Annotated in this window: 28 protein-coding genes; 11 read left to right on the forward strand and 17 right to left on the reverse strand. The window is 60.4% G+C overall.

Annotated elements, in window-relative coordinates; genetic code table 11:
• Positions 1 to 176: 176 nt before the first annotated feature.
• The 3 genes from ACWNZ1_RS26640 to ACWNZ1_RS26650 form a co-directional block, all read right to left on the reverse strand.
• On the reverse strand, positions 177 to 1412 hold the full coding sequence (locus tag ACWNZ1_RS26640) for an RNA polymerase sigma factor (protein WP_256452300.1): 1236 nt from the start codon (positions 1410 to 1412) through the stop codon (positions 177 to 179).
• Positions 1412 to 1765 (reverse strand): YciI family protein, encoded by a 354-nt coding sequence (locus ACWNZ1_RS26645; RefSeq protein ID WP_256452299.1) that lies wholly within the window; start codon positions 1763 to 1765, stop codon positions 1412 to 1414. The genes ACWNZ1_RS26640 and ACWNZ1_RS26645 overlap by 1 nt, the downstream gene beginning before the upstream one ends.
• 67 nt (positions 1766 to 1832) lie before the next feature.
• Complete coding sequence (locus ACWNZ1_RS26650; protein ID WP_135844087.1) at positions 1833 to 2258, reverse strand: YybH family protein; 426 nt, start codon at positions 2256 to 2258, stop codon at positions 1833 to 1835.
• A 141-nt stretch (positions 2259 to 2399) separates the two neighbouring features.
• Here ACWNZ1_RS26650 and ACWNZ1_RS26655 point away from each other — a divergent pair, with 141 nt between their 5' ends.
• The gene (locus ACWNZ1_RS26655; protein WP_135844086.1) at positions 2400 to 2885 is read left to right on the forward strand and encodes a GNAT family N-acetyltransferase; all 486 of its coding nucleotides are present in this window, start codon (positions 2400 to 2402) and stop codon (positions 2883 to 2885) included.
• 37 nt (positions 2886 to 2922) lie between these two features.
• Positions 2923 to 3528: a pyridoxamine 5'-phosphate oxidase family protein gene (locus tag ACWNZ1_RS26660; protein WP_135844085.1), complete on the forward strand. Its 606-nt coding sequence runs from the start codon at positions 2923 to 2925 to the stop codon at positions 3526 to 3528.
• 48 nt (positions 3529 to 3576) lie between these two features.
• Here ACWNZ1_RS26660 and ACWNZ1_RS26665 read toward each other — a convergent pair whose 3' ends face one another.
• Together ACWNZ1_RS26665 and ACWNZ1_RS26670 are read right to left on the reverse strand one after the other, a co-directional pair.
• Positions 3577 to 4065 carry a GyrI-like domain-containing protein gene (locus ACWNZ1_RS26665; protein ID WP_135844084.1) on the reverse strand — a complete coding sequence of 163 codons (489 nt, stop codon included), beginning with the start codon at positions 4063 to 4065 and terminating at the stop codon, positions 3577 to 3579.
• A 76-nt stretch (positions 4066 to 4141) separates the two neighbouring features.
• Positions 4142 to 4807 (reverse strand): LysE family translocator, encoded by a 666-nt coding sequence (locus ACWNZ1_RS26670; RefSeq protein ID WP_135844083.1) that lies wholly within the window; start codon positions 4805 to 4807, stop codon positions 4142 to 4144.
• 209 nt (positions 4808 to 5016) lie between these two features.
• Here ACWNZ1_RS26670 and alaC point away from each other — a divergent pair, with 209 nt between their 5' ends.
• Positions 5017 to 6234 (forward strand): alanine transaminase, encoded by a 1218-nt coding sequence (gene alaC, locus ACWNZ1_RS26675; protein WP_135844082.1) that lies wholly within the window; start codon positions 5017 to 5019, stop codon positions 6232 to 6234.
• A gap of 119 nt (positions 6235 to 6353) precedes the next feature.
• On the opposite strand, the gene ACWNZ1_RS26680 is transcribed toward alaC, so the two are convergent.
• Both ACWNZ1_RS26680 and ACWNZ1_RS26685 read right to left on the reverse strand, forming a co-directional pair.
• Positions 6354 to 7706, reverse strand: a complete 1353-nt coding sequence (locus tag ACWNZ1_RS26680) for a GntP family permease (protein ID WP_135844081.1) — start codon at positions 7704 to 7706, stop codon at positions 6354 to 6356.
• 92 nt (positions 7707 to 7798) lie between these two features.
• Entirely contained in the window at positions 7799 to 8332 is a 534-nt protein-coding gene (locus ACWNZ1_RS26685; RefSeq protein ID WP_135844080.1) for a gluconokinase, read from the reverse strand.
• A gap of 215 nt (positions 8333 to 8547) precedes the next feature.
• Here ACWNZ1_RS26685 and gntR point away from each other — a divergent pair, with 215 nt between their 5' ends.
• From gntR to ACWNZ1_RS26700, 3 genes are all read left to right on the forward strand, one after another.
• Positions 8548 to 9579, forward strand: coding sequence for an HTH-type transcriptional regulator GntR (gene gntR / locus ACWNZ1_RS26690; RefSeq protein ID WP_135844079.1), 1032 nt, complete (start codon positions 8548 to 8550; stop codon positions 9577 to 9579).
• A gap of 159 nt (positions 9580 to 9738) precedes the next feature.
• Positions 9739 to 10293 carry a hypothetical protein gene (locus tag ACWNZ1_RS26695; RefSeq protein WP_256452298.1) on the forward strand — a complete coding sequence of 185 codons (555 nt, stop codon included), beginning with the start codon at positions 9739 to 9741 and terminating at the stop codon, positions 10291 to 10293.
• Between the two features lie 291 nt (positions 10294 to 10584).
• Positions 10585 to 11007 (forward strand): GNAT family N-acetyltransferase, encoded by a 423-nt coding sequence (locus ACWNZ1_RS26700; protein ID WP_256452297.1) that lies wholly within the window; start codon positions 10585 to 10587, stop codon positions 11005 to 11007.
• Positions 11008 to 11132: 125 nt separating this feature from the next.
• Here ACWNZ1_RS26700 and def read toward each other — a convergent pair whose 3' ends face one another.
• The 3 genes from def to ACWNZ1_RS26715 form a co-directional block, all read right to left on the reverse strand.
• Positions 11133 to 11672, reverse strand: coding sequence for a peptide deformylase (def, locus tag ACWNZ1_RS26705; RefSeq protein ID WP_135844076.1), 540 nt, complete (start codon positions 11670 to 11672; stop codon positions 11133 to 11135).
• A complete protein-coding gene (locus ACWNZ1_RS26710) occupies positions 11669 to 12619 on the reverse strand; it encodes a YihY/virulence factor BrkB family protein (RefSeq protein ID WP_135844075.1) in 951 nt (316 codons plus the stop codon). The genes def and ACWNZ1_RS26710 overlap by 4 nt, the downstream gene beginning before the upstream one ends.
• A 174-nt stretch (positions 12620 to 12793) precedes the next feature.
• The gene (locus ACWNZ1_RS26715; RefSeq protein WP_135844074.1) at positions 12794 to 12985 is read right to left on the reverse strand and encodes a CsbD family protein; all 192 of its coding nucleotides are present in this window, start codon (positions 12983 to 12985) and stop codon (positions 12794 to 12796) included.
• A gap of 195 nt (positions 12986 to 13180) precedes the next feature.
• Here ACWNZ1_RS26715 and ACWNZ1_RS26720 point away from each other — a divergent pair, with 195 nt between their 5' ends.
• A complete protein-coding gene (locus ACWNZ1_RS26720) occupies positions 13181 to 13558 on the forward strand; it encodes a hypothetical protein (RefSeq protein ID WP_030139341.1) in 378 nt (125 codons plus the stop codon).
• A gap of 99 nt (positions 13559 to 13657) precedes the next feature.
• Here the strand turns inward: ACWNZ1_RS26720 and fadD1 are convergent, their stop codons facing one another.
• Both fadD1 and fadD2 read right to left on the reverse strand, forming a co-directional pair.
• Positions 13658 to 15349, reverse strand: a complete 1692-nt coding sequence (fadD1, locus tag ACWNZ1_RS26725) for a long-chain-fatty-acid--CoA ligase FadD1 (RefSeq protein WP_135844073.1) — start codon at positions 15347 to 15349, stop codon at positions 13658 to 13660.
• Between the two features lie 362 nt (positions 15350 to 15711).
• The gene (fadD2, locus tag ACWNZ1_RS26730; RefSeq protein ID WP_135844072.1) at positions 15712 to 17400 is read right to left on the reverse strand and encodes a long-chain-fatty-acid--CoA ligase FadD2; all 1689 of its coding nucleotides are present in this window, start codon (positions 17398 to 17400) and stop codon (positions 15712 to 15714) included.
• Between the two features lie 235 nt (positions 17401 to 17635).
• On the opposite strand from fadD2, the gene ACWNZ1_RS26735 reads away from it, so the two are divergent.
• Positions 17636 to 18580, forward strand: coding sequence for an alpha/beta hydrolase (locus tag ACWNZ1_RS26735; protein ID WP_135844071.1), 945 nt, complete (start codon positions 17636 to 17638; stop codon positions 18578 to 18580).
• A 41-nt stretch (positions 18581 to 18621) separates the two neighbouring features.
• The gene (locus ACWNZ1_RS26740) at positions 18622 to 19092 is read left to right on the forward strand and encodes a MaoC family dehydratase (protein WP_003198569.1); all 471 of its coding nucleotides are present in this window, start codon (positions 18622 to 18624) and stop codon (positions 19090 to 19092) included.
• Between the two features lie 102 nt (positions 19093 to 19194).
• On the opposite strand, the gene ACWNZ1_RS26745 is transcribed toward ACWNZ1_RS26740, so the two are convergent.
• The 4 genes from ACWNZ1_RS26745 to ACWNZ1_RS26760 form a co-directional block, all read right to left on the reverse strand.
• Positions 19195 to 20058: an efflux RND transporter periplasmic adaptor subunit gene (locus tag ACWNZ1_RS26745; RefSeq protein ID WP_135844070.1), complete on the reverse strand. Its 864-nt coding sequence runs from the start codon at positions 20056 to 20058 to the stop codon at positions 19195 to 19197.
• A gap of 9 nt (positions 20059 to 20067) precedes the next feature.
• Positions 20068 to 20274, reverse strand: a complete 207-nt coding sequence (locus ACWNZ1_RS26750) for a DUF1656 domain-containing protein (protein WP_135844069.1) — start codon at positions 20272 to 20274, stop codon at positions 20068 to 20070.
• Positions 20261 to 22261 (reverse strand): FUSC family protein, encoded by a 2001-nt coding sequence (locus ACWNZ1_RS26755; RefSeq protein WP_456027978.1) that lies wholly within the window; start codon positions 22259 to 22261, stop codon positions 20261 to 20263. Before ACWNZ1_RS26755 ends, ACWNZ1_RS26750 begins: the two co-directional genes overlap by 14 nt.
• Before the next feature lie 218 nt (positions 22262 to 22479).
• Entirely contained in the window at positions 22480 to 22947 is a 468-nt protein-coding gene (locus ACWNZ1_RS26760) for a PA2169 family four-helix-bundle protein (protein ID WP_135844067.1), read from the reverse strand.
• A 206-nt stretch (positions 22948 to 23153) separates the two neighbouring features.
• Here ACWNZ1_RS26760 and ACWNZ1_RS26765 point away from each other — a divergent pair, with 206 nt between their 5' ends.
• Positions 23154 to 23390: a DUF3820 family protein gene (locus ACWNZ1_RS26765; protein ID WP_025212254.1), complete on the forward strand. Its 237-nt coding sequence runs from the start codon at positions 23154 to 23156 to the stop codon at positions 23388 to 23390.
• A gap of 19 nt (positions 23391 to 23409) precedes the next feature.
• Positions 23410 to 24597: an aminotransferase class V-fold PLP-dependent enzyme gene (locus ACWNZ1_RS26770; RefSeq protein WP_280944744.1), complete on the forward strand. Its 1188-nt coding sequence runs from the start codon at positions 23410 to 23412 to the stop codon at positions 24595 to 24597.
• Positions 24598 to 24831: 234 nt separating this feature from the next.
• Here ACWNZ1_RS26770 and ACWNZ1_RS26775 read toward each other — a convergent pair whose 3' ends face one another.
• A complete protein-coding gene (locus tag ACWNZ1_RS26775) occupies positions 24832 to 25497 on the reverse strand; it encodes a bifunctional 4-hydroxy-2-oxoglutarate aldolase/2-dehydro-3-deoxy-phosphogluconate aldolase (RefSeq protein WP_135844065.1) in 666 nt (221 codons plus the stop codon).
• Position 25498 lies beyond the last annotated feature (1 nt).

Raw genomic sequence — 25498 nt, forward strand, 5'->3', positions numbered from 1 at the left:
GCAGGCATCAGTGAGCCACAAAACCTGTGGGAGCGAGCCTGCTCGCGATAAGGGCATGTCAGCCAACATCGATGTTGGCTGATCCACCGCTATCGCGAGCAAGCTCGCTCCCACAGTTGATTTCAGGGTGTTCACAAATGTGATGTCAGCCACAAGTGTTTAATCCGTGTGGTTCATCACTCCAACCCCGCCAGCCGCCCCTCGATAAACCGCCGTTCCGGCAATTGCTGCGTCAATTCAAGCGCACGTTGATACGCCGCCCTCGCCTCGTCCAGGCGACCCAACTGCCGACAGAATTCCGCCCGCGCCGAATAAGCCAGGTGATAGTCGAGCAACTCTCCACGCCCCAGGATCGCATCGATCAAACGTAATGCCTCCAGCGGTCCGTCGCGTTTGGCCAGGGCAGCAGCGCGATTGAGTTCGATCACCGGCGATGGCATGGCACGCAGCAACACCTCATAAAGCCCGACGATCTGCGGCCAGTCGGTCTCCTGCGCCGTCGGCGCTTCGGCATGCACCGCCGCAATCGCCGCTTGCAGGCAATAAGGCCCGAACCGCCGGGTACTCAGGGCGGCCTCCACCAGGGCACAGCCTTCGGCGATCAACTCGGCGTCCCACAAGGATCGGTCCTGTTCATCCAACAGGACCAATTCACCGCTTGACGATGTTCGCGCCAGTCGCCGGGACTCGTGCAGCAGCATCAACGCCAACAAGCCCATGACCTCGGCTTCAGGCAGCAACTCCATGAGTAAACGCCCCAGACGGATCGCTTCGCGGGTCAGGTCTTCACGCGTCAACTCGGTGCCCATGGACGCCGAATAACCTTCGTTGAATACCAGGTAAATCACCCGCAGGACACTGTCCAGCCGGTCGGGAAGTTCCGCACGGGACGGCACTTGATAAGGGATCTTCGCATCGCGAATTTTCGCCTTGGCCCGGACAATGCGCTGGGCGATGGTCGCCGGGGCGGCCAGGAAAGCACGGGCGATTTCCTCGGTGGTCAGGTCGCAGACTTCCCGTAGCGTCAGGGGCACCTGAGCATCAGCGGCCAGGGCCGGGTGGCAACAGGTGAAAATCAGCCGCAGACGATCGTCTTCCACGTCATCATCACTCCAGTCGCTCTGCTCCAGCGCTTCCAATTGGGCGATCAGCAGCGGCTGGGCCGCATTGAATCGCGCCCGTCGACGCAAACTGTCGATGGCCTTGAAGCGGCCGGCAGACACCAGCCACGCCCGCGGGTTGGCCGGCACACCGTCGCGTTGCCAGCGCTCGACCGCAATGAAAAAGGCCTCGTGCATGGCCTCTTCCGCGAGGTCGAAGTCCCCCAGCAGGCGAATCAGCGTCGCCAGGATCCGTCGCGAGTCTTGCCGATAAACCTGCTCGACCCGCGCCGTGACCGCTTCGGTCGACATCAGCCGGGCATGCCTTGGAGCTGGCGTACCGGGCGCACTTCGACACAGCCGACCCGAGCCGCCGGGATGTTGCCCGCGACCTGGAGGGCTTCGTTCAAGTCCTTGGCGTCGATCAGGTAGAAGCCCGCCAGTTGCTCCTTGGTTTCGGCGAACGGACCGTCGGTGATCGACAACTTGCCGCCGCGCATGCGCACCGTGGTAGCGGTCTGCACCGACTCCAGGGCCTCGGCGGCGAGCATCCGCCCACTGCCCTGGATCGATTCCGCATAGGCCATGCACTCGGCATCTTCCGGGCTGTCAGGCGAGCTGTGCAGCACGCTTTCGTTGCTATAGACCAGGCATAAGTACTTCATGGAAAGCTCCGTGATCGAACTGATCAACTATGGACGGCTGGAAGACGCTTGGCGAAAAAACCGACGATCAGGGTTGCAGGTCGAACAGCGTCGTACCGGCCATCGGGTCGAACGGCGCGGACCAGTGCTCATGAACGATCTTCCATTGCCCGGCCACCCGTTGGTAGCAAGCCGTCACGCGCATCCAGCAGGCCTGCTCCTCGCCTTTGTCGTTGGTACCACCGCAATAGGCCAGCCAGTGGGCGAAGGCGATGTTGTCGGCGGGGGTGATTTTGAGTTCATGGAAGTCGAACTTGTGCGGGCCGGGACACATTTCCATGCAGTCCTGCCAGTGTTTGCGGTAGGCGGTCTTGCCCTTGAATTGCAGGGCCTGGATGGCATCGAAGGAAACGATATCTTCATCGTAAAGCGCCATGACCTTTTCGATATCCTTGACCATGACCGCCTGGCGATAAGTGTCGATCAGGGTCCGGATTTCGCTTTCAGTGTTCATGATGATTCTCCGCAGGTTTTTGTTGAAGACACCCTTTGTCGTTTGGAGAAACAACGAATCGACAACCAAACAAAAATAATTCAAAGAAAAAAATTCGCTAGAATTCCAAGCCTATTCCGCCAACAGACAACGGATGTTTTCGTGACCGCTCAGCTCGTACCTTACGAAGCGCTCACCGCGCTTCAACGCAAGCAGGTTGAAGCCATCGAAATCACTCCCGAACAGGTCAGGTTCGCCGGGGATATCCACGGTGCGCTGCATATGCTGCTGTCCAGGCCCGGCCCGGGGGTCAAGGGCTTCGCACTGTTGGCTGACAACGTGCCAGTGGCGTTCCTGCTACTCAAGCGCCCGCCAGTACTGCCAGCCTGGGCCAACGAGCACAGCGCCACCCTGCACGCGCTGCAAGTCGATTATCGAGCCCAGGGCAAGGGGTACGGCAAGGCCTGCCTGCAGGCGCTGCCCGACATGGCCCGAGCGGCCTGGCCGGAAATCAGGGGGCTGGAGCTCTCGGTCGATGCCGATAATGACTCGGCCATTGGCCTGTACACCCGCTTGGGCTGGGTTGACAGTGGCGAGGCGTACAAGGGCCGCGTCGCTTATGAGCGGCGAATGGGGCTGGCATTTTGATAGACCCGGGATATATGGACCAAGGAGGAGTTGGACGATGTTGACGTCGATTGAACAGCTGGAAGCGATCTACGGCCTGCCTCATGAGCGGGCCGTGCGTAAACAGATCCCCTTCCTCAACGAAGATTATCAGGCGCTGGTCCGGGCCTCGCCGCTGGTGATCATCAGTTCGGCAGGGCCCGATGGCCTCGATAGCTCACCGCGGGGCGACGCACCGGGTTTCGTGCAAATCCTCGATGAACACACACTCGCCTTGCCCGACCGCCCCGGCAACAACCGCATCGATACCCTGCGCAATGTCCTGCACGACCCACGGGTTTCGCTGCTGTTCATCATTCCCGGCATTGGCGAAACCTTGCGGGTCAATGGCACCGCCCGGATCAGCGCCGAACCCGACCTGTTGGAGCGCTTTGCGGTGAACGCAAAACCGGCGCGCACAGTGTTGCTGGTGACGGTCGAAGCGGCGTTTTTCCATTGTTCCAAAGCCATCGTGCGCTCAGACCTGTGGAATCCGGATCGCCACCTCGAACGCTCGGCACTGCCCAGCGCCGGGGCGATTCACAAACGCTTGAATGATGGGCAATTCGATGCCGAGGCGTACGACCGTGAAGCGCCAGCGCGGGTGCAGGCCAGTTTGTACTGAAGCTACGACGCCCCCTTCGCCAGAGCATGACGGCTAGAGGCACCTCGATCAGCTCGGCTTGAGGGGTATCCAGATCTCCAGGGTGCCTTCGCCCGTCTTGGGGTTGAAGTCTTCGCTGTAACGCTCGAATTGCGGTTCGTCCGCAGCGGTGTGGCCGGACTGCGGCAACCACACGTTCCGGATGTACTGGAACGTGTCCGGCAGGCTTTTCAACGGGCCTTTGTGTTCGAACACCGCGTAGTACCCGGGCTGGATTTCGATCCAGCGGTATTGTTCAGGCAGATCGTCGAGCCGGCTGATTTCAACCCCGGCGATGTATTGGAACCCGCCCTTCTCGTCCGCGTTGCAACACACGCCGTAGGTCACCTCGTCTTTTTGCCCTGGCACCTTACCGAGCCAGGGCAAAAACTTTTCCCAGAGCAGCGGGATGTCCTGGGCTGTCTCCTGGGTAAAACTGGCACCGAAACCGGCGATGAGCTGAAAGCGTCCGTGTTCAAAGCGTGGTTCGGCTGCGTTACCGCGTTCGTGCTTTTCCATGCGTCAACACTCCGCAAAACGTGAAGTCGGGTTTGCCAGTATAGAAGCCAAACAGTGATTGCCAGGCCAATTCGCTTTATCCGAGTCCAGGTAGCGCCGTCGCAGCGGCTTTTCCGACAAATTCGTTGTACCCCGAAACAATCACATAGACAGCGAAATAGCAGAAGATCGCCGCCGATGCCCAATAGGAATAGCGCAGCAGCTTATCCCCCAACAGCTTGCCGCCCTGGGTCGCCGCCAGGCACAGGGCTGCGCACCACAGTAACCCGGCGCAGAGAAAACCGCTGAGGAACAGCGCCGAGCTGAGCAAGGTTCCACCGCCTGAACGAGCGATGAGTGTGCCGCCCACCGCCGCGAACCAGAGGATGGCGCTGGGCGATGACATCGCCAGGAAAATCCCGCGAAAGAACTCCTGGCGCGAAGAATTGCCCTGAACCTCACCCGCCTGCGCCAGCACCGCACTGTGATAGATCGCCGAGTGGATCATTTTTGCCGCGAAATACAGCAGCAGCACCGAGCCGCCGACCCACAGCACCCAGCGCACCGCTTCGTACTGCAGCAGCACGGTCATGCCGGCCAAGGCCAGGACGGCGTAGATCAGATCCCCCACGCAAGTGCCCAGGCCCAGAGCAAACCCTTGGAAATAGCCGCGCTGCATCGCCAGGGTGATCATCGCGATATTGGCCACGCCGATGTCCAGGCACAGGGAGAGGCTCAGCAGGAAACCGCTGGAAAATTCCATCATTCATTCCGTTCGATTGGGGGTGTGGCGGGTTGAGCTGACCGCGGCAGTCGTTGATGGCCGCGCGACGAAGTCGACAGTGTCGTCGAAAATAGTTCTGCGCCGCTACTGGACAATTTGCCATCGGCGCCTTTATCTTCCGCCACAGGCCACCGCAGTGGCCAACGTCGCTCGGACGGTTCCGGGCGCTCACGTATCTCGAGGCAACAATGGCCGAACAAGGTTCGCCGCGCCGCTTTGCGCGCATCGATCGACTCCCCCCGTATGTATTCAATATCACTGCCGAGCTGAAGATGGCTGCGCGTCGGCGCGGCGAAGACATCATCGACTTGAGCATGGGCAACCCCGACGGCGCCACGCCCCCGCACATCGTGGAAAAAATGGTCACCGTCGCCCAGCGTGAAGACACCCACGGCTATTCCACCTCCAAAGGCATCCCGCGCCTGCGCCGCGCCATTTCGCGCTGGTACAAGGACCGCTACGAAGTGGACATCGACCCGGAAACCGAGGCCATCGTCACCATCGGTTCCAAGGAAGGCCTGGCGCATCTGATGCTGGCGACCCTGGACCAGGGCGACACGGTGCTGGTGCCCAACCCCAGCTATCCGATCCACATCTACGGCGCGGTAATCGCCGGCGCCCAGGTACGTTCGGTACCGCTGGTGCCCGGTGTGGATTTCTTCGACGAACTGGAGCGGGCCATTCGCGGCTCGATCCCCAAGCCGAAAATGATGATCCTCGGTTTCCCGTCCAACCCGACCGCGCAGTGCGTGGAGCTGGATTTCTTCGAACGGGTCATCGCCCTCGCCAAGCAATACGACGTGCTGGTGATCCACGACCTGGCCTACGCCGACATCGTCTACGACGGCTGGAAAGCCCCGTCGATCATGCAGGTGCCCGGCGCGAAAGACATCGCAGTGGAATTCTTCACCCTGTCCAAAAGCTACAACATGGCCGGCTGGCGCATCGGCTTCATGGTGGGCAACCCGGAACTGGTCAACGCCCTGGCGCGGATCAAGAGCTACCACGACTACGGCACCTTTACCCCCTTGCAGGTGGCCGCCATCGCCGCCCTGGAAGGCGATCAACAATGCGTGCGCGACATCGCCGAGCAATACCGCCAGCGCCGCAATGTGCTGGTCAAGGGTCTGCATGAACTGGGCTGGATGGTGGAAAACCCCAAGGCATCGATGTACGTCTGGGCCAAGATCCCCGAGGCCTATGCACACCTGGGCTCATTGGAATTCGCCAAGAAGCTGTTGGCCGAAGCCAAGGTCTGCGTCTCGCCAGGAGTGGGATTCGGGGAGTATGGGGATGATCACGTGCGCTTTGCGCTGATCGAAAACCAGGACCGGATCCGCCAGGCTGTCCGTGGGATCCGCGGGATGTTTCGGGCGGATGGGTTGATACACAAACCTGGCGCCTGACACCAAACCAATGTGGGAGCGGGCTTGCTCGCGAAGGCGATGTAACATTCAACATCTCTGTTGACTGATACTGCGCTTTCGCGAGCAAGCCCGCTCCCACAGTTGTTATGCGCTGTTAGTTAAACCACCAGCGACAGCAGCAGGATAAAGATCAACCCCACCACGGACAGGATGGTTTCCATCGCGGTCCAGGTCTTGAAGGTTTCAGCCACGGTCATGTTGAAGTACTGCTTGACCAGCCAGAAGCCCGCATCGTTGACGTGAGACAGGATCAACGAACCGGCACCGGTCGCCAGCACCAGCAACTCACGGTTCACACCCGGCATCATCCCCACCACCGGTACCACGATCCCGGCACCGGTAATGGTCGCCACCGTCGCCGAACCCGTGGCAATGCGGATCACCGCCGCCACCAGCCAGGCCAGCAGGATCGGGGAAATCTGCGCACTCACCGCCATGTGGCCGATCACGTCACCCACGCCGCTGGTCACCAGCATCTGCTTGAAGCCACCACCGGCACCGATGATCAAGATGATCGCGGCGGTCGGCGCAAGGCTCGCATCCAGCCATTTGAGCATCTGGCTGGAACCAATGCCCTGCTTGTAGCCGAAGGTGTACAGCGACAGCAACAACGCCAGCAACAGCGCCGAGATCGGGTGGCCGATCATGTCCATCCAGGCACGGAAGATGTTGCCGTCCGGCAGCGCCACGTCGGCGAAGGTCTTGAGCAGCATCAGGAACACCGGCGACAGCACGGTGATCAGGGTGATGCTGAAGCTTGGCAGCTCGGCCGCGTTCGTCTCACGCGCCAGTTGGTCCACCAGCTCCTGATTCGGATGGCCGGGGATATGCTTGGCAATGAACGTACCGAAGATCGGCCCGGCAATAATGGCCGTTGGCAGCGCCACGATCAGGCCGTAGAGAATGGTCTTACCGATGTCGGCGCCGAACACGCCAATCGCCAGCAGCGGCCCCGGGTGCGGTGGCACCAGGCCGTGGACCGCGGAAAGACCGGCCAGCAACGGGATACCGATCTTGATGATCGACACGCCGGTGCGGCGCGCGACGATGAACACCAGCGGGATCAGCAGCACGAAGCCGATTTCGAAGAACAGCGGGATGCCCACCAGAAACGCAGCAAACATCATGGCCCACTGCACCTTATCCTTGCCGAAGGCGCGGATCAGGGTCTGGGCGATCTGATCGGCCCCGCCCGACTCGGCCATCATTTTGCCGAGCATCGTGCCCAGCGCCAGAATGATGCCGACAAAGCCCAACACCCCACCGAAGCCGTCCTGGAACGCCTTGATGATGGTGCCGGTCGGCATGCCCGACGTCAGGCCGAGGAAAGCGGCGGCGATGGTCAGTGCAATGAATGGATGGAATTTGAACTTGGTGATGAGGATGATAAGTCCGATCACCGTGACCACTGCATCGAGCAGCAGGAACGTCTCGTGGGACATGCCAAACATGGGGGGTGTCTCCTGATTTGTTGTTGTTATTGAAGCAGTTATTTGTAAGCCGTCGGGACAGCGCTATCTTTCTGACGCAAATTTTTTGAAACTCAGCTGGCCAGCTTCAAACCGTGGTCCAGCCACCAGACGTAAGCCTGGTGAGCCAGTTCATCAACGCTGTGGCTGGACGCGTCCAGAGCCAGGGTCAGGGGCTCGCCGACAGGGGATTGAAGGGTGGCAAACTGGCTGTCGATCAACGTCGACGGCATGAAATGTCCGGGACGATGAGACACACGGTCGGCGGCCACTTCGGGGGTCAATTCAAGAAATACAAAGCCCAGGCCCGGCAAGGCACTGCGCAGACGTTCGCGATAACTGTGCTTGAGGGCCGAGCAGGTCAGCACCGGCCGCTCGCCCAAGGCATCGACGCGGCGCAACTCGTCGCACAGGCTGTCGAGCCAGCCGGCACGGTCGTCGTCGTTCAAGGGGATACCGGCGCTCATCTTCTGGATGTTGGCCGCAGGGTGGAAAGTGTCGCCTTCGATGGCGGTGGCGCCGCTCAACTGGCACAGGGCCTGGCTGACGCACGTTTTGCCGCAACCGGCAACGCCCATGATGACCAGGGCGGTGATGGGATTATTCATGTAACACCTCAGCGCGCAGACAGCGCTACCTTTGCCAGTTATGACACCGCAGCAAAAGCAGAAGTTGCCGACGCCTTCTTGTCATTTTTGTGGTTGCAGCATGTTCGTTCACGACGTCAACGGACGGGGCTCAGGCAAACCCCACTCACGCATTTGCAGACGCGTCGAGACAGCGCTACCTTAGTGCCTTGATTTTTGTTTGGCAAGCCGCCCTGATGACCGCCCCTAAAAACGATAAGAATACCCGCACCACCGGTCGCCCTACGCTCAACGAAGTCGCACGCCTGGCCGGTGTCAGTCCCATCACCGCCTCCCGTGCCCTGCGCGGCGTCAGCACCGTCGCCACCGAACTGGTGGAAAAAGTCCGCCAGGCCGCCGTAGAGCTTAACTACGTCGTCAACCCCGCCGCCCGCGCCCTGGCTTCGGCCCAGAGCCATTCGGTGGTGGTGCTGGTGCCGTCGTTGTCCAACCTGTTGTTCATCGACACCCTGGAAGCCATTCATCGGGTGCTGCGCCCCAAGGGCTTCGAAGTGGTGATCGGTAACTACCACTACTCCCGCGACGAAGAAGAAGACCTGCTGCGCAACTACATGGCCTATCAGCCGCGTGGTTTGTTGCTGACCGGTTTCGACCGCACCGAAAGCGCCCGACGCATGATCGAGGCCAGCAACATTCCCTGCGTATACATGATGGAGCTGGATCCCGGCGCCGGCCTCAATTGCGTCGGTTTTTCCCAGCTCAAGGCCGGCGAAACGGCGGCCGAGCACTTGATTTCCAAGGGGCGCAAGCGCCTGGCCTACATCGGCGCGCAACTGGATCAGCGCACCCTGCTGCGCGGCGAAGGCTTTCGTCGCGCCCTGCAAGACGCCGGGCTGTACGATCCAGACCTGGAAGTGCTGACACCGCGTCCATCATCGGTGGGCCTGGGTGGCGAGTTGTTCCTGCAACTGCTGGCCAGTCACCCGGACGTCGATGCGATCTTCTTCGGCAACGATGACCTGGCCCACGGCGCCCTGCTCGAAGCGTTGCGCTGTGGCATCAAGATCCCCGAGCGCGTCTCGATCCTGGGCTTCAACGACCTGCCCGCCTCGGCCCACATGGTGCCGCGCCTGAGCAGCATCAGCACCCCTCGGGAAGCCATTGGTCGCCGCGCCGCCGAACAGATGCTGACGTTGATGGCGGGTAACCGCATTGCGCAGCCGGTGGTGGACCTGGGCTTTGAGCTCAAGGTTCGCGAAAGCACCTGAGCCGCCCCGCACCGGCGGTCGATCCATGCCGTCCGACGGCAAGGGTTGGCCGCCCGAATCTTTGCCCTCGTGCCCGCAGCCCTTGGAATCCGAGGTTCGTGCCGGCGGCATGGGAATTGCTCCTGCCCATCGCTCAGCCATTACCTACAGGTATTCATCATGTTGGTCAGTGCCAAACAGCAAGCGATGATCTTGCCGCTCAAACGCCCCGGCGAGGACCCTACCGCCGAAGCCGCCAGCGGCCTGCAAAGTGCTGCGTTGCAGGCGTTGCGCGATAACGTCCAGGCCCAGGCCAGCCAAGGCAGCGCCCACGTCCAGGACGCCTTCACCCGGCGAGCCACGCAACAGGTCAATGCGGCCACGGCCATCAGCGACAATGTCGATGAGGCTTTCGCCAAGACCCGTGTGCAATTGCAGGCCGTGGCTTCCTCAGCGTCCGAAGAGGCCAAGAAGATTGGCAGCACTGCACTGGCGGAGTTCAAGGACTACATGAGCAAGACGCCTGAAGAGCGCCTGCGCGACAGCATTCTTGAAGAGATGGGCATTTCTGAAGAAGAGTTCGAGGCGATGCCGCCCGAGAAACAGATGGCCGTCAGCCAGGAAATTGCCCAGCGCATGCAGGACAAGTCGGCGATGGCCCAGGTGGAGAAGACCCAGGAAAACCGCACGAGCGACAAAGACCCGGCCACGGACATGTTCCTCGCCTCACTTTGAGCCCCCATGCATTGCAGCGGGTTTGAGCTGGGGTTACAGCCCCAACTCAAACCTGAGGCCAACCGAGGCGGTGCCGGCTCAATGACCGAACAGGTTCACCTTCTTGGTCTTTTTGTCGGCGCGTTTTTCATCGGCGGTCTTCGCCGGTTTTTTCTTTGCCGCTTTTTTTGAATCCATGCCTTTGGCCATGATACGTACTCCACTCATACGGGATGTGGAGTCAGGTATACACCTATCGCCGCCCTCGCGTTCTTTTATAATCGCCCTCCCCTTATCGCCCACGACCCTGCCATGTCCGAAATCCATTACACACAGCTCGAAGAGCCGCTGTGGCCGCTGATGAACAAGTTTTACCGCACCCACCAATCCTCGATGAAAGCGGTTCGGGAAGCTCAACTGTGGGTGGCACGGCGGGATGAAATCGTCGCGGCGCTGTGTCTGCGCCCGGTGGCGGGCGGGCATTGGTTGACGGGGTTGCTGGTCGACCCGGCGTACCGTGCACAAGGGATTGCGGCGCGGTTGATCGCTGAAGCGGTGAAAGACGTGAATGAGCCGGTGTGGCTGTTCTGCCATCCGGATTTGCGCGATTTTTATGAACGGCGCGGGTTCAGCTTCGATCCCGAACTACCGTATGCGATGGCTGAGCGTTTGAGCCGATATGCGCGCAGCAAGCCGATGATTGCGATGGGGTTGGAGCTAAATACCCTGTCCTGAAATGCCATACAGATCCAGTGTGGGAGCGAGCTTGCTCGCGAAGACGGTGGCACATTCAACATCAATGCAAGCTGCCCCACCGCTTTCGCGAGCAAGCCCGCTCCCACAGGGTTTGTGTCCGGCTATCAATCGTCTGCAGCCGGATCCAGATCCGGAAACATCACCTCGGTAAACCCGAACTTGCTGAAATCCGTGATCCGCGAAGGGTACAAGCGTCCGATCAGGTGATCGCATTCATGTTGCACCACCCGCGCATGGAAGCCTGAGGCCGCCCGCACCACCGGCTCGCCCTTCGGGTCAAACCCTTCGTAGCGAATATGCTGGTAGCGATCCACCGCCCCTCGCAATCCCGGCACCGACAGACAGCCTTCGAAGCCCTCCTCCATCAGTGGGCCTAGCGGTGTAATCAACGGGTTGATCAGGATCGTCTGGGGCACGGCCTCGGCGTCGGGGTAGCGTTCGCTGTGCTCGAAGCCGAAGATCACCAATTGCAGGTCAACCCCGATCTGCGGCGCCGCCAGGCCAACGCCGCCAACGCTTTCCATGGTCTGGAACATGTCGTCGATCAGTTGCCACAACTCCGGGCTGTCGAACATTTCCGGCGGCACCGGCGCGGCGATGCGCAGCAGGCGTTCGTCGCCCATTTTCAGGATTTCACGAATCATGGTCGGGCTTCGTCAGTGTGGGTGTGAGGGATGGAATGGTCGCGCCCCAGGCCCGACACATGTTGCTTCTCGTGCTCGCCCGGGCTCTTTTCACCGGGGTTCTTGCCCTCGGCGGACATGTGCTCGATCACCGCATTCATTTCCGCGCCGAGCAACAGCACCGCCGCAGAAATATAGAAGTACAGCAACAGCACAATGATCGCGCCGATACTGCCATACATGGCGTTGTAGTTGGCGAAGGTCTTGACGTAAAACGCGAAGCCCAGGGACGCGATGATCCACACCACCACCGCCAGTACCGAGCCCGGCGTGATGAAGCGAAACTCCTGCTTGACGTCGGGCATCACGTAATAGATCAACGCCACGGCCACCATCAGCAAAAACACGATCACCGGCCAACGCACGATCGTCCAGAGCGTGACGATGAATTCCTCCAACCCGACCTGGGCTGCGATCCAGCCCATCACCTGCGGCCCGAGCACCATCAGCGCCGCGGCGGCCAGCAGCATGCCGGCAATGCCGACGGTGTAGAACACCGACAGCGGAAAGCGCTTCCAGGCCGGACGGCCTTCGACCACATCGTAGGCGGCGTTCATCGCGCTCATCATCAACCGCACACCGGCCGAAGCCGTCCACAACGCAATGACGATACCCACCGACAATAACCCTCCCTTGGATTGCTGGAGCTGGTCGATCACCGGGTTGACCTGTTCCAGGGCCTGGGGCGGCAGCACCAGTTCCGATTGCAGGCGCAGCCAGGAGAAGAAGTCCGGCAGGTGCAGGAAGCCAATCAGCGCGATCAGGAAGAGGATGAAGGGGAACAGCGAAAACAGCATCTGGTAAGCCAACGCCGAGGCGTAGGTCGACATCTCGTCATCGAGAAACTCGGTCACGGTGCGCATCATCACACGATGCAAGGGCAAGCCTTTCATGGCCGGGAACATCATGTGCGTCTCCTTTCGCCGCAAAAAAGGAAGGTCGTCTGGCGACTCACGGGTTGCTATCCAAGACAAAAGTAACCTGTTTGGCGACTTTGGAACAATTTCCCCGGTGCAAGTTCGAGCCGACATGAAAACGGCCACCCGCGGATGGCCGTTCCAATCGCTTTTTCAACAGGCCGGTTATGCCTCGTTAACGCCTTTCTTGACTGCATCCTTGGCCTTGCCCAAGGTTTGCTGGGCCTCACCTTTTTTCTCCTGGACCACGCCCTCGGCGCGCATGCGGTCATTGTCGGTGGCCTTGCCGACGCCTTGCTTGATGTTACCGACGGCTTCGTTGGCAACGCCCTTCACTTTATCGCTCGTGCTACCCATGATGTCTCTCCTGTGAACAACTGTACGAAAAGTCATTACATAAGGGTTGACCGAGGCCGTTTGCGGGGAGTTTCATTTTTTCAGCAGCGCATTTCATCGTCAGATGCAGGTTGCGCTTTATGTTTGCCGATCCACCCCCGAGAATGCCCCACGTATTCAGGCTGAGGCCTGAAGCTCCAATCCCGTAGGAACGTTATGAAACTCGATAAAAAGCAGGCTATCGCCCGCAGAAACCAGGAACTGGGCGGCGCCGTACTGGGCGTCAATAACTGCCACTTCAGCGAATTGAACCGCAACCGCAACATCTTCTGGTTCGATATCCCGGTAGCACGCCTGGCCATCGGTCAGTACGAATGGATTCATCTGTTGCTGCACACGCCGGCCACCGATGAGCTGTTGCACCTGAAAGTGCCCACGGTGTTCCTGCGCGAGAAAATGGAAGGCCTGGAAGTGCGCAACCAGGGCAAGCGCAAGGCAGCCCTGAGCCTGGAGCTGAGTGCTGATAAAGACTCGTACCTGCAGGACATGCGGCCCGGTGGCACCAATCTGGATTTTGCGCAGTTCCGGTTGTAGGCCTGAATTTTCTCCCTCGCCACAACAGCTACCTCGCCACAGAAATATGCCGCCTAATAAAAAGCCCCGCATTCGCGGGGCTTTTGTTTGCAACGTGGTTTACTTCTTCACACCCAGCTTCCTGAGTTCTTCGTCACGCAACTCGCGTCGCAGGATCTTGCCCACGTTGGTGGTCGGCAATGCGTCGCGGAACTCTACGGCCTTGGGCACTTTGTAGCCGGTGACGTTGGCACGCATGTGCTCCATCACCTGCTCCTTGGTCAAGGTGACACCCGGCCGGGCAACGATGAAAATCTTGATCGCCTCGCCGGATTTTTCGTCCGGTATGCCGATGGCCGCGCATTGCAGCACCCCTGGCAGGGTTGCCAACACGTCTTCCAGCTCGTTGGGGTACACGTTGAAACCGGAGATCAGGATCATGTCTTTCTTGCGATCGACGATGCGCATGTAGCCGTCCGGCTGGATCACCGCGATGTCGCCGGTCTTGAGCCAGCCTTCGCTGTCGAGGATCTCGTCGGTGGCGTCCTGGCGCTGCCAATAGCCCTTCATGACCTGCGGCCCTTTCACACACAGCTCACCGATTTCGCCCAACGGCTGTTCGACGCCCGCGTCATTGATCACCTTGCACAGCGTCGATGGCACTGGAATGCCGATGGTGCCGATCTGGATGTGCTGGATCGGGTTGACGGTGGCCACCGGGCTGGTCTCGGTCATGCCATAACCTTCGCAGATCGGGCAGCCGGTCACCGCTTTCCAGCGCTCAGCCGCTGCCAGTTGCAGGGCCATGCCGCCGGACAGGGTGACTTTCAGTGCCGAGAAATCCAGCTTGCGGAAGGCTTCGTTGTTGCACAGGGCCACGAACAACGTATTGAGGCCGACAAAACCGCTGAACTTCCACTTCGACAGTTCCTTGACCATCGCCGAGAGATCACGCGGGTTGCTGATCAGGATGTTGTGGTTGCCGATCAGCATCATCGCCATGCAATGAAAGGTGAAGGCATAGATGTGATACAGCGGCAGCGGCGTGATCAGCACTTCGCAACCTTCATTGAGGTTGGAGCCCATCAGCGCCTTGCACTGCAGCATGTTCGCCACCAGGTTGCGGTGGGTGAGCATCGCGCCCTTGGCCACGCCGGTGGTGCCGCCGGTGTATTGCAACACGGCGACATCGTCGCTGGTGGGGTTGGCTTCGCTCACGGGCTGGCCATGGCCCTTGCTCAGCACATCGTTGAACTTGATGGCCTTGGGCAAGTGATAGGCCGGGACCATCTTCTTGACGTACTTGATCACGCTGTTGATCAACAGACGCTTGAGTGGCGGCAGCAGGTCGGCGACTTCGGTGACGATGACGTGCTTGACGCTCGTCTTGGGCACCACGGCCTCGGCCAGGTGCGCCATGTTCGCCAGGCACACCAGTGCCTTGGCGCCGGAGTCGTTGAACTGGTGTTCCATTTCCCGCGCGGTGTACAGCGGGTTGGTGTTGACCACGATGAGACCGGCGCGGATCGCCCCGAACACGGCCACCGGGTACTGGAGAACGTTGGGCAATTGCACGGCGATTCGATCGCCCGGCTGCAAATCGGTATGCTGTTGCAGATACGCGGCAAAGGCACCGGACAATTCGTACAGTTCACCGTAGGTGATTGTCTTGCCGAGGTTGCTGAATGCCGGCTTGTCGGCAAAGCGTTGGCAGGACTGCTTCAACACCGCCTGAATATTCGGATACTCATCTGGATTGATGTCGGCAGCAATCCCAGCTGGGTACTTATCCTTCCAAAAGTCTTCAATCATGGAAGCCCACTCCTCAGCAACGCGAATTCTCACCGCATTTGATGCGATTATTATTGGTGTGTGTTTATTGGTGAATCTGGCTTGAATCAAGGCCGAGAAGTCACAAAAGCGCGCCGAGAGTAGCAGCTTTGCCAAGGGCCGCCTAGAGCCAAAAACAGCCCCCACAGTCACAAACATGACTCAAGAATATTTAATGGTCACTTTTAGAGCAAAAAGACTATTCCTTACTGAATCCCTCTGAATACGCAAAAAACTGTGGGAGCGGGCTTGCTCGCGAAGGCGGCCTATCAGTCACAAAAATTTTGTCTGATCGGCCGCCTTCGCGAGCAAGCCCGCTCCCACATCAGGTTTTCGGTGGGCCGTCAGGCGATATCGCGCAACTCCCGCCGCAGGATCTTGCCCACCGGGGTCATCGGCAGCGATTCTCGCAACACGATGTGCTTGGGTATCTTGTAGCCGGTGAAATTCTCCTTGCAGTAGGCTTTGAGCTCCTCAAGGCTAATGCCCGCCTCGCGCGCCACCACGAACAGTTTCACCGCCTCTCCCGAACGGTCGTCCGGCACGCCGATCACTGCGCAGTTGGCGACTTTCGGGTGGGCCATCACCACGTCTTCGATCTCGTTGGGGTACACGTTGAAACCCGAGACGATGATCATGTCTTTCTTGCGGTCGACGATGCGCACAAAACCGTCCGGGTCGATCACCGCGATATCCCCGGACTTGAACCAGCCCTCGCTGTCCAGGACTTCGGCCGTGGCTTCAGGCTTGTTCCAGTAACCTTTCATGATCTGCGGGCCCTTGATGCACAGCTCGCCACGCTCACCGAAGGGTTGCTCGACGCCGTCATCGCTGATCACTTTCATGAGTGTGCCCGGCACTGGTAGCCCCACTGTGCCCAGCCGGGACTTGCCGCCGTAAGGGTTGGCGCAGGCCACCGGAGAGGTTTCGGTCAGGCCATAACCTTCGGTGATGCCACAACCGGTGATTTGCTCCCAGCGCTCGGCCGTGGCCTTGATCAGCGCGGTACCGCCGGAGTTGGTGACCTTGAGGTGCGAGAAATCCAGGGTCTTGAAATCCGGATGGTCCATCAACGCCACGAACAGCGTGTTGAGCCCCAGCAGCAACGAGAAACGCCAGTTCTTCAGCTCCTTGATGAAACCAGCGATGTCCCGCGGGTTGGTAATCAGCACGTTGTGGTTGCCGGTGACCATCATGCACATGCAGTTCGCCGTGAAGGCATAGATGTGGTACAGCGGCAGCGGCGCAATCATTACCTCCTGACCTTCGCGCAGCAAGGGCTGGCCGCCGTCGCCGAGCTGGCCCAGGCATGCCCGGGTCTGTTGCATGTTGGCCACCAGGTTGCCATGGGTGAGCATCGCGCCCTTCGCCAACCCGGTGGTGCCGCCGGTGTATTGCAGCACCGCAATGTCATCGAGGCTGACCTGCAGCGGCTTGATGCCATGGCCCCGCCCCAGACGCAAGGCGCTCTTGAAGGAGACAGCCTGGGGCAGTGAATAGTCCGGGACCATCTTCTTGACCTTACTGATCACCGTGTTCACCAGCCAACCCTTGGCGGTGGGCATCAGGTCGCCCATTTTGGCTTCGATCAGGTATTGCAGGTCGGTGTCGGGCAGCACTTCCTGGACTTTCTGTCCGAACAGGTTCATGTACACCAGCGCCCGGGCGCCGGAATCCTTGAACTGGTGGCGCATTTCCCGCGGGGTGTACAACGGGTTGGTGTTGACCACGATCAGCCCGGCACGCAAGGCACCGAATACGGCAATCGGATATTGCAGGACATTGGGCATCTGCACCGCGATGCGATCGCCAGGGACCAGGTCGGTGTGGGCTTGCAGGTAACCGGCGAAGGCCGCGCTGTAGCGCTCGATCTGGGCATACGTGAGAGTCACCCCCATGTTGCTGAACGCCGGACGATCGGCAAATTTCTTGCAGGAACGCTCGAACACCTCGATCACCGACTTATAAACCCCCAAGTCTATTTCCGAGGGCACGCCGGCCGGGCGTTTGTCATTCCAGAAATCAGGCTGCATTGTTTTTGTCCTCTTTACCTGAGCGTATCCGGGCCGCCTCTCTGTCGCGTGCAGAGGCGGAACTCTTGGGACACTAGCAGCTATGGCCAATCAGGCAAATATGGCGACCTGCGTCATAGATTGTGTGAATCTTCCTGCCCCGGCGTAGCCTGATCAGGCGAGACGCAACAGATGCGCTATACAATGCAGCAACATTGTGCACGCCTCAGTGATGCTCCCCGGTAAAGGAATCGCCATGATCCACCAAACGTTCATGCTGACCGCGACCGACCACAGCCGCCTGTTCGTCAACCAGTGGCTGCCCGAAAACGCGCCTGAAGCGGTGATCATGCTGGCCCATGGCATGGCCGAACACAGCGGCCGCTACGCGCGTTTGGCCCAAGCCCTGTGCGACAAAGGCTACGGTGTCTACGCCCCAGACTTGCGCGGCCATGGCAAAACCGGCGAAGAGGCGATTCTCGGTCACTTTGCAGACGAGGACGGCTGGGCCAAGGTGGTGGGTGACCTGGCCAGCCTCAACCATCACATCGGCCAGCAACACCCCGATACACCTGTTGTCCTGCTGGGCCACAGCATGGGCAGCTACATCGCCCAGGGTTACCTGCTGCACCACAGTGCCAGCCTGCACGGGGCGATTCTCAGTGGTTCCAATTTCCAGCCCGTGGCGCTCTATCGCAGCGCTCGCCTGATCGCCCGCTTCGAACGACGGCGCCAGGGTGCCACGGGGCGCAGCGCGTTGATCGAGTGGCTGTCATTCGGCAGTTTCAACAAGAAATTCAAGCCAACCCGTACCCCCTTCGACTGGCTCAGCCGCGACCCGGCCGAGGTCGATAAATACATCCACGACCCACTGTGCGGCTTTCGCTGCACCAATCAGCTGTGGGTCGATCTGCTCGGCGGCTTGCAGCAAATCAGCAAAGCGTCCAATCTCGCCCAGATCGATCCGGGCCTGCCGCTGCTGGTGATTGGCGGCGAATGTGATCCGGTGAGCGAAGGCAAGCGTCTGAAGGATCTGGCCGACGCCCTGCGCGAGGCCGGCAGCCGGTACCTGCAATTGAAGATTTACCCGCAGGCCCGGCACGAACTGTTCAATGAGACCAACCGCGACGAAGTGACGGCCGACGTGCTCGCCTGGATTGCCCAGGCCCTGAACCACAAGCGACCGCCACGCAGCGAGTAGATTTCCAGCGTTTTCCTTTACCCTCACAGGATTTGAGACAGATGACCCAGGTTACCAACACCCCCTACGAAGCCCTCGAAGTCGGCCAGACCGCCAGCTACAGCAAGACCGTCGAAGAGCGCGACATCCAGCTGTTCGCCGCGATGTCGGGCGACCACAACCCGGTGCACCTGGACGCCGAATTCGCGGCGGCGAGCATGTTCAAGGAGCGGATCGCCCATGGCATGTTCAGCGGTGCACTGATCAGCGCGGCGGTGGCCTGCGAGTTGCCTGGGCCGGGCACCATTTATATCGGCCAGCAGATGAGTTTCCAAAAACCGGTGAAAATTGGCGACACCCTGACCGTGCGCCTGGAAATCCTGGAGAAACTGCCGAAGTTTCGCGTGCGCATCGCCACGCGCGTGTTCAACCAGCGCGATGAGTTGGTGGTGGATGGCGAAGCCGAAATTCTCGCACCGCGCAAGCAACAGACCGTGACCTTGCCGACATTGCCGGCGATTACTGTCGGTTGATTACCACCGTCTAAAATGAGTGACCTGTGGCGAGCCACTGTGCGGGAGCAAGGCTTGCTCCCACAGAGCAGGCCTTCACCACAATGACTGGTGCGCGACGGACTATTGCTGGCCTTCGCGCACCTGCACACTCGCCGTCATCCCCGCACTCAGGTTCACCCCCTCCGGCACCTTGTCGAGCTTGATTCGCACCGGAATCCGCTGGGCCAGGCGCACCCAGTTAAAGGTCGGCTCGACCTCGGCCAGCAATTGCGCATCTGGGTTGGTGTTGCGGTCGGTGATACCACGGCTGATGCTCTCGACATGGCCCTCCAGCGCATGGCCGGCACTCATCAGCCAGACCTTGACCGGGTCGCCCACACGAATCCTCGGTAGCTTGGTTTCTTCGAAGTAGGCCTGCACATAAAACGTCGAATCGTCGATCAGCGCCATGACCGGCTGCCCGGCGTTCACGTAGTTGCCTTCGGCCAGGCGCAGGTTGGTGATGTGGCCGCTGCGCGGGGCAAGGACCTGGCTGCGGGCCAGGTTGAGTTCGGCGACCTTGGCCTCGGCCTGGGCTTCGCGCAGTTCGCCCCGGGCGATGCCGGCGTTGATCTGGGCGTTTTCCCGCAGCTCGGCACTGATGGCCTGGGGTCCCAGGGCGGCGCGGCGACTGGCTTCGTGTTCGCGCAAGCTCAATTGCTGCTGACGGGTCTGGACCACGGCCCGGGCTTTCTCCACTGCGGCCTCGAAACGCTCACGGTCGATGCTCAGCAATACATCACCGGCCTTGACCTGTTGGTTATCCACCGCCTTGAGTTCACGCACCCAACCCGACACGTCGGGGGCGATCACCACCACGTCGGCGCGGATCCGCGCATCGCGGGTCCAGGGCGTGAGCATGTAGTACTGCCACAAATGAAACCCGGCGAAAATCGCCACAGCTACCACGCCCAGCGTGATAGCGACACGTACGGAGGTACGCATGTTCAACTCCTATAGCGGCCCGAGGACCACGGTAATAACAGTCAGGACACAGACATACAGGGCACAGTCGAACAAGCTTTCATGCCAGATCCAGCGCCCGGCCGGCACCAGGCTGAGCAACAGGCGCAGCGCACCGGTCACCAACAAGGCCAGCACCACATAAATCAGGAACGGGCTGAGCAACACCCCGCCAATCGACCACTCACGCAAGCCCATGGCTGTGCTCCTGTCGTTCCGGTTCGTGCTGGCGGCACCAGGCGCGCCAGCTGTTCTGCAATTGCACCACCGCGCCCTGGGCCAGCTTCAACGCATCACCGGGCGGCTGTGTCGACAACACCTTGAGGAACTCGGCACTCGCTGGCGCCAGGGCCTCGGCCTGGTCACCGGCCGGACCACGCTCGAGCACCTGCTCCAACGCATCGAAATAACCGCGCTGGGCCAGGTTATCGGGCACTTGGGCGACGGCCAGGCTCAGGCGCAAGTGCAGCAGTTCATCCCCCATGTCCAGGCCAAGCAGACCATCATCCCAACGACTGCGCACCCGCACCGGCAGTTCGGGGTAATGCCGCGCCAGTTGCAACAGCCGGTCGGCCATGCGCCCGCCGAACCAACTCTCGGCGCCACGCAGGCTGCGGTGGGTCAGGCGCACCAGGTCGTCGAGAGTCGCCGCCAGCAAGCGCCGGCTGTGCCAGGCCGGGTTGCGCAAGATCAGCAGATTGAACGCCAGCACCGCAGCGCCTACGCCGATCATCATCGCCTGGGCGTTGTTGAAGAACGCCGCAACGTCATACTTCATCGCATTGAGCGGCGATATCAGCACCACAAAATGCAGGCAGAACGACGTGGCCGTGGCAAAGATCTGCGGCTTGGCCATGCCCAGTGCCCCGAAAAACAACGGCACGCCCATGGCCATGCAGAGCATCGCGAAACTGCTCCACTGCGGCAGCACGATCTGACCGATCACAAACGCCGTTGGCACCGCCAAGAAGATGCCCCGCAGGAAGCTCATGCCAATCTGCGCGCCGTTTTCACGACTGGCGAACAGGCTGCACACCACGCAGGTGAGCACCAGCGCACCCGAGGCGGCGGGCCAGGCGGTCGCCAGCCAGAAACAGGCAACCGCCAGGAATGCCAAGGCGCTCCGGGCACCGAAGACCATGGCCAGGGCCAGATCACGATGAGGCGCCAGTGTTCGGGGAGGGTCCGCCGCCTCTCTGCCCTCTTCCACGGCGGTCAGCGCGGTGCAGGCGGCCAGGGCGGTATCGAGCAACAAGGCGAAACGGGCCAGGCAATAACTTTGCGCCGAGCTGATGCGGGGGTCGTGAGACGCATCCCATACCCGCGGGCGCAGGGCTTGCAAGGTCGCACTGTCGGCGTCGAGGGCTTGTTGCACCTCGCTCATCCACGGCTGGAGCGCCTCGGCCTCTTCGGGGTCGAGCTGTATCCACTGCCGACGCACCGAGCGGGAAAGGCGCAGCAGCATCAGCAATTTCTGGCTCAAGCCGCTGATGGCCCGGGCCCGCTGCCGGCCAAGGCTGCCTTCGAACCAGGCATGTTCGCGCTGGGCATCCACCGCGACGATCTTGCCAAGGATTTCCAGCAACCCTTTACGGGCCTGGGCATCACCGGCCAGGGTGGCACGGGCGGCCTGCATACCGCTCTGCCAGGCGGCACGGGCCTGACCGGACAATTGCCGTTCGACCCGCAATGGCCAGAGCAAGGCGCTGGCGGCCGTGGCACAGACAATCCCCAGGCTGATCTCAGTGCAGCGCGCCACGGCCTGATCGAACACCCCCAGCGGATGTGAAATGGCCGGCAACGCGATGATCGCCACCGTGTACCCAGCCAGCACGAAGGAGTAGGACCAGGCGCTGCGCAACAGCGTGGAACAGGCCGTGCACAGGCCCAGCCACAGCGCCAATGTCAGCAGGAACAACCAGGGCGCCTGGGCGAACAGGCCCATGAACAGCACCGACATGACCGTGCCCACCAACGTACCGACCAGCCGGGCCAACCCCTTCTGCACCACCATCCCGGACAGCGGCTGGGCCACGATGAACGCCGTCATCAGCGCCCATGACGGCTGCTCCAGCCCCCAGCGCAACGCCAACCACAGCGCCAGCCCGCCACCGAGGACGGTTTTGATGGCGAACTGCACAGCAAGGCGGTCGGGGGCGAACAAGGCCTGGAAGGTAATGGGCACGCGAGAAACTCTTATGGGAGACGCAGTAACGATAGATGCAATGAAAGGGGATGGACGGATGCAATTATTAGCTAGCTACCTAACTGAGTCCAGAGCTGTTTAGCGGTAAATGAGCTTGAGCCTTTGTGGCGAGGGAGCACGCTTCCTCGCCCCGGGCAAATCATCGCCACAAAAAAACGCCAGGCAAGCTGGCGTTTTTTTGGATCAGGACGCGTTATTTAGCCGGCCTTGCGCGCCTGGTTACGCAGTGCCTTGACCTGGTCATGGTTGCGTTGCACGCCATGGTACTGGCGTTCAACCAGGTCACGAATGCCCACCAGGTTGTGCTTGTTGATCTTCTCGAGGGCTTGCTCGTAAGCCTTTTTGGCATGGTCTTCACCGCGCTCGGCTTCGTTGAGCACCGCTTCTTCGCCCTTGCCGGTGAACATGGCTTTCACGTCCACCCAACGGCGGTGCATGTCACCGGCTACGCTGGTAGAGGTTTCCGGATCACCGCCCAACGCGCGAACGGCCGCTTGCAGTTCAGCCGCGGCAGCGGCGCAATCGGCGGCGCGCTGGACGAACAGAGTCTTGAGCTCAGGGTGCTTGACGTCTTCTGCGCAAGTCTTGAAACCTTCCTGGCCATCTTTGCTGGTCTCGATCAGGTCGTTCAGGACGGAGATGGATTCTTTATTGATGTCGGTCATTTTTCAATTCCTTTGCTGGGTGAATAAAACATCTACAAGGAATATTGCATCGGCCGTGCCAGCCCCAAACCAAAAATAAAATCGTTAATAATCAAATAGTTATATAAACAGCAAAAAACTGTATCCGCGTTATTTGCATGATCTGTCATTTGGCCTGCATGCAGAATGCCTGTATTTTCCAAGCTGTTTGAATCAAGACGATTGCCATGAACCCGGAAAAGCTCGAACTGCTGGTCACGCGCCAGATGCCCTTTGGTAAATACAAAGGTCGAATCCTCGCCGACCTGCCCGGCCAGTACCTGAACTGGTTCGCCCGCGAAGGCTTTCCCCACGGAGAACTGGGTGGTTTGCTGGCGTTGATGCAGGAAATCGACCACAACGGTCTGTCGGATCTGCTCGACCCATTGCGCGCCAAACACGGCAAACCCAAGCCTCGCCACTAACTGATCGAGCCTTCCACCCATGCCCGAAAATACCCTGCGCGCCCACGATGAAGCTTTCTGGCAGACCTACATCGGTCGCTATGAGATCGATAGCGAGGGTCCGCTCAATCTGGAAAACGGCTACTTCGGGCGCATGTCGCGAACCGTGGTCGAGGAATACCAGCGCAATATCGCTTTCATCAATCGCAGCAATTCGGTGTACGTACGCCAGCATTTCGACCTGGAGCACGGCGACGCAATTCGCCGCCAGGTGGCGCAGTTGATCCAGGTACCTCCCGAAACCGTGGCGATGGCCACCAGCGCGGTGGACGCCCTGCAATCGTTGATTCGCAACTACAACAAGCTCAAGCCGGGCGATCAGGTGCTGATCTGTGACCTGGAATACGCGTCGGTCAAAAGCGCGATGCGCTGGCTGGCCCGACAGCGTGGTGCAGAGGTGATCGAACTGGTCCACTCGCACCCCGCCAGCCTTGAAAGCCTGGTGGGCACCTACCGCAACGCGTTCATTCGCCACCCTCGCGTGAAGCTGATGGCGCTGACCTACGTCAACCACCTCACCGGGCTGGTGATGCCGGTCCAGGCCATTGCCGAGACCGCTGGTGAGTTTGACGTCGATATCATTCTCGACGGCGCCCACGCCCTGGGCCAGATCGACTTCGACCTGAAGAAACTCGGCATCCACTTCGCCGGCTTCAACCTGCAGAAATGGATCGGCGGGCCTCTGGCCCTGGGGTTCCTGTACATAGATCCGCAGCGGCTGGCCGACATCGACCCGGACATGGACGAAGGGCATTATCCCGCCACCGATATCCGCTCGCGCACGCCCCACAGCACACCCAACATCCCGGCCTTGCTGACCCTGCCGCTGGTGTTCGAGGAACACCAAGCCCTGGGCGGCGCTTCGGCCAAGGGTGCGCGGCTCAATTATCTGCGGGATATGTGGGTCAGCGCCGTGCGTGATGTGCCGGGTATCGAAGTCATGACCCCGGACGATCCGAGCCTGTATTGCGGCATCACCTCGATGCGCTTCACCGCCCATACGGACCAGCAGGCGATGGCCGATCGATTGCTCGATGACTATGATATTTTCACTGTGGTGCGCCACACGAGTGTTGGGCCCTGCATTCGAATTACACCAGGGTTGATTACGTTGGCGAGTGATATTAAGCGGTTGATCCGAGCGCTGATTGAGCTGAGCCATACATAACGAGGTGCGCTGGACTCTGTAGGCGCTGGCGGAGCCTGCGATCTTTTGATCTTTCACTGAGGATTCAAATATCCGGGGAAAGATCGCAGCCTCGCTTCGCTCGACAGCTCCTACAAGGCCCAGCGGAGGTAAGCTCCCTCGCCACAAGGGCTAAAAACCCGGGGCAAAAAAAACGGCGCGCCGACCAAGCGCACCGTAAAGCCGTAGAACACCCAACGAGGTTCGGTAAATCAATCAGTCCAGCAGCGCCAGCGCCTCGGCGGTGCATTCCTGGATGCGGGCCCAATCACCGTTCTTGACCCACTCCGGATCAAGCATCCAGCTGCCGCCCACGCACATCACGTTTTTCAACGCCATGTAGCTCTTGATGTTGGCCGGGCTCACGCCGCCGGTCGGGCAGAATTTCACTTCGCCGAACGGGCCACCCAAGGCCTTGATGGCTGCGACGCCGCCGCTGACTTCCGCCGGGAACAGTTTGAAGCGGCGATAACCCAGGCCGTAGCCTTCCATGATGCCCGAGGCGTTGCTGATACCAGGCAACAATGGGATCGAGCTATGGACGCTGGCCTCGAGCAGATCACGGGTGATGCCCGGGGTGACGATGAACTGCGAACCGGCGGCCTCGGCGGCGGCCAGCATGTGGCGGTCGAGCACGGTGCCCGCGCCAGTCACCAGTTCCGGACGCTGCTCGCGCAGCACCTGGATGGCCTTGAGGCCGTACTGGGAACGCAAGGTTACTTCCAGCGCCGTCAGGCCACCGGCGGCCAGGGCATCGGCCAGCGGCAGGATGTCCTGTTCGCGGGCAATGGTGATCACCGGCAGGATCCGCGCCTTGGCACAGAGGCTGTCGATCAGGGTAACTTTGTCCGCCATGGAAACGGTCGGGGATGGGTTTGTCATA

Source organism: Pseudomonas sp. CFBP 5748 (genome assembly GCF_053850495.1).

What these genes read in the sequence shown, in the direction of transcription:
- ACWNZ1_RS26640 (WP_256452300.1), bottom strand. Translation starts at nt 1,412, where the DNA reads ATGTCGACCGAAGCGGTCACGGCGCGGGTCGAGCAGGTTTATCGGCAA.
- ACWNZ1_RS26645 (WP_256452299.1), bottom strand. Translation starts at nt 1,765, where the DNA reads ATGAAGTACTTATGCCTGGTCTATAGCAACGAAAGCGTGCTGCACAGC.
- ACWNZ1_RS26650 (WP_135844087.1), bottom strand. Translation starts at nt 2,258, where the DNA reads ATGAACACTGAAAGCGAAATCCGGACCCTGATCGACACTTATCGCCAG.
- ACWNZ1_RS26660 (WP_135844085.1), top strand. Translation starts at nt 2,923, where the DNA reads ATGTTGACGTCGATTGAACAGCTGGAAGCGATCTACGGCCTGCCTCAT.
- ACWNZ1_RS26665 (WP_135844084.1), bottom strand. Translation starts at nt 4,065, where the DNA reads ATGGAAAAGCACGAACGCGGTAACGCAGCCGAACCACGCTTTGAACAC.
- ACWNZ1_RS26670 (WP_135844083.1), bottom strand. Translation starts at nt 4,807, where the DNA reads ATGGAATTTTCCAGCGGTTTCCTGCTGAGCCTCTCCCTGTGCCTGGAC.
- alaC (WP_135844082.1), top strand. Translation starts at nt 5,017, where the DNA reads ATGGCCGAACAAGGTTCGCCGCGCCGCTTTGCGCGCATCGATCGACTC.
- ACWNZ1_RS26680 (WP_135844081.1), bottom strand. Translation starts at nt 7,706, where the DNA reads ATGTTTGGCATGTCCCACGAGACGTTCCTGCTGCTCGATGCAGTGGTC.
- ACWNZ1_RS26685 (WP_135844080.1), bottom strand. Translation starts at nt 8,332, where the DNA reads ATGAATAATCCCATCACCGCCCTGGTCATCATGGGCGTTGCCGGTTGC.
- gntR (WP_135844079.1), top strand. Translation starts at nt 8,548, where the DNA reads ATGACCGCCCCTAAAAACGATAAGAATACCCGCACCACCGGTCGCCCT.
- ACWNZ1_RS26695 (WP_256452298.1), top strand. Translation starts at nt 9,739, where the DNA reads ATGTTGGTCAGTGCCAAACAGCAAGCGATGATCTTGCCGCTCAAACGC.
- ACWNZ1_RS26700 (WP_256452297.1), top strand. Translation starts at nt 10,585, where the DNA reads ATGTCCGAAATCCATTACACACAGCTCGAAGAGCCGCTGTGGCCGCTG.
- def (WP_135844076.1), bottom strand. Translation starts at nt 11,672, where the DNA reads ATGATTCGTGAAATCCTGAAAATGGGCGACGAACGCCTGCTGCGCATC.
- ACWNZ1_RS26710 (WP_135844075.1), bottom strand. Translation starts at nt 12,619, where the DNA reads ATGATGTTCCCGGCCATGAAAGGCTTGCCCTTGCATCGTGTGATGATG.
- ACWNZ1_RS26715 (WP_135844074.1), bottom strand. Translation starts at nt 12,985, where the DNA reads ATGGGTAGCACGAGCGATAAAGTGAAGGGCGTTGCCAACGAAGCCGTC.
- ACWNZ1_RS26720 (WP_030139341.1), top strand. Translation starts at nt 13,181, where the DNA reads ATGAAACTCGATAAAAAGCAGGCTATCGCCCGCAGAAACCAGGAACTG.
- fadD1 (WP_135844073.1), bottom strand. Translation starts at nt 15,349, where the DNA reads ATGATTGAAGACTTTTGGAAGGATAAGTACCCAGCTGGGATTGCTGCC.
- fadD2 (WP_135844072.1), bottom strand. Translation starts at nt 17,400, where the DNA reads ATGCAGCCTGATTTCTGGAATGACAAACGCCCGGCCGGCGTGCCCTCG.
- ACWNZ1_RS26735 (WP_135844071.1), top strand. Translation starts at nt 17,636, where the DNA reads ATGATCCACCAAACGTTCATGCTGACCGCGACCGACCACAGCCGCCTG.
- ACWNZ1_RS26740 (WP_003198569.1), top strand. Translation starts at nt 18,622, where the DNA reads ATGACCCAGGTTACCAACACCCCCTACGAAGCCCTCGAAGTCGGCCAG.
- ACWNZ1_RS26745 (WP_135844070.1), bottom strand. Translation starts at nt 20,058, where the DNA reads ATGCGTACCTCCGTACGTGTCGCTATCACGCTGGGCGTGGTAGCTGTG.
- ACWNZ1_RS26750 (WP_135844069.1), bottom strand. Translation starts at nt 20,274, where the DNA reads ATGGGCTTGCGTGAGTGGTCGATTGGCGGGGTGTTGCTCAGCCCGTTC.
- ACWNZ1_RS26760 (WP_135844067.1), bottom strand. Translation starts at nt 22,947, where the DNA reads ATGACCGACATCAATAAAGAATCCATCTCCGTCCTGAACGACCTGATC.
- ACWNZ1_RS26765 (WP_025212254.1), top strand. Translation starts at nt 23,154, where the DNA reads ATGAACCCGGAAAAGCTCGAACTGCTGGTCACGCGCCAGATGCCCTTT.
- ACWNZ1_RS26770 (WP_280944744.1), top strand. Translation starts at nt 23,410, where the DNA reads ATGCCCGAAAATACCCTGCGCGCCCACGATGAAGCTTTCTGGCAGACC.
- ACWNZ1_RS26775 (WP_135844065.1), bottom strand. Translation starts at nt 25,497, where the DNA reads ATGACAAACCCATCCCCGACCGTTTCCATGGCGGACAAAGTTACCCTG.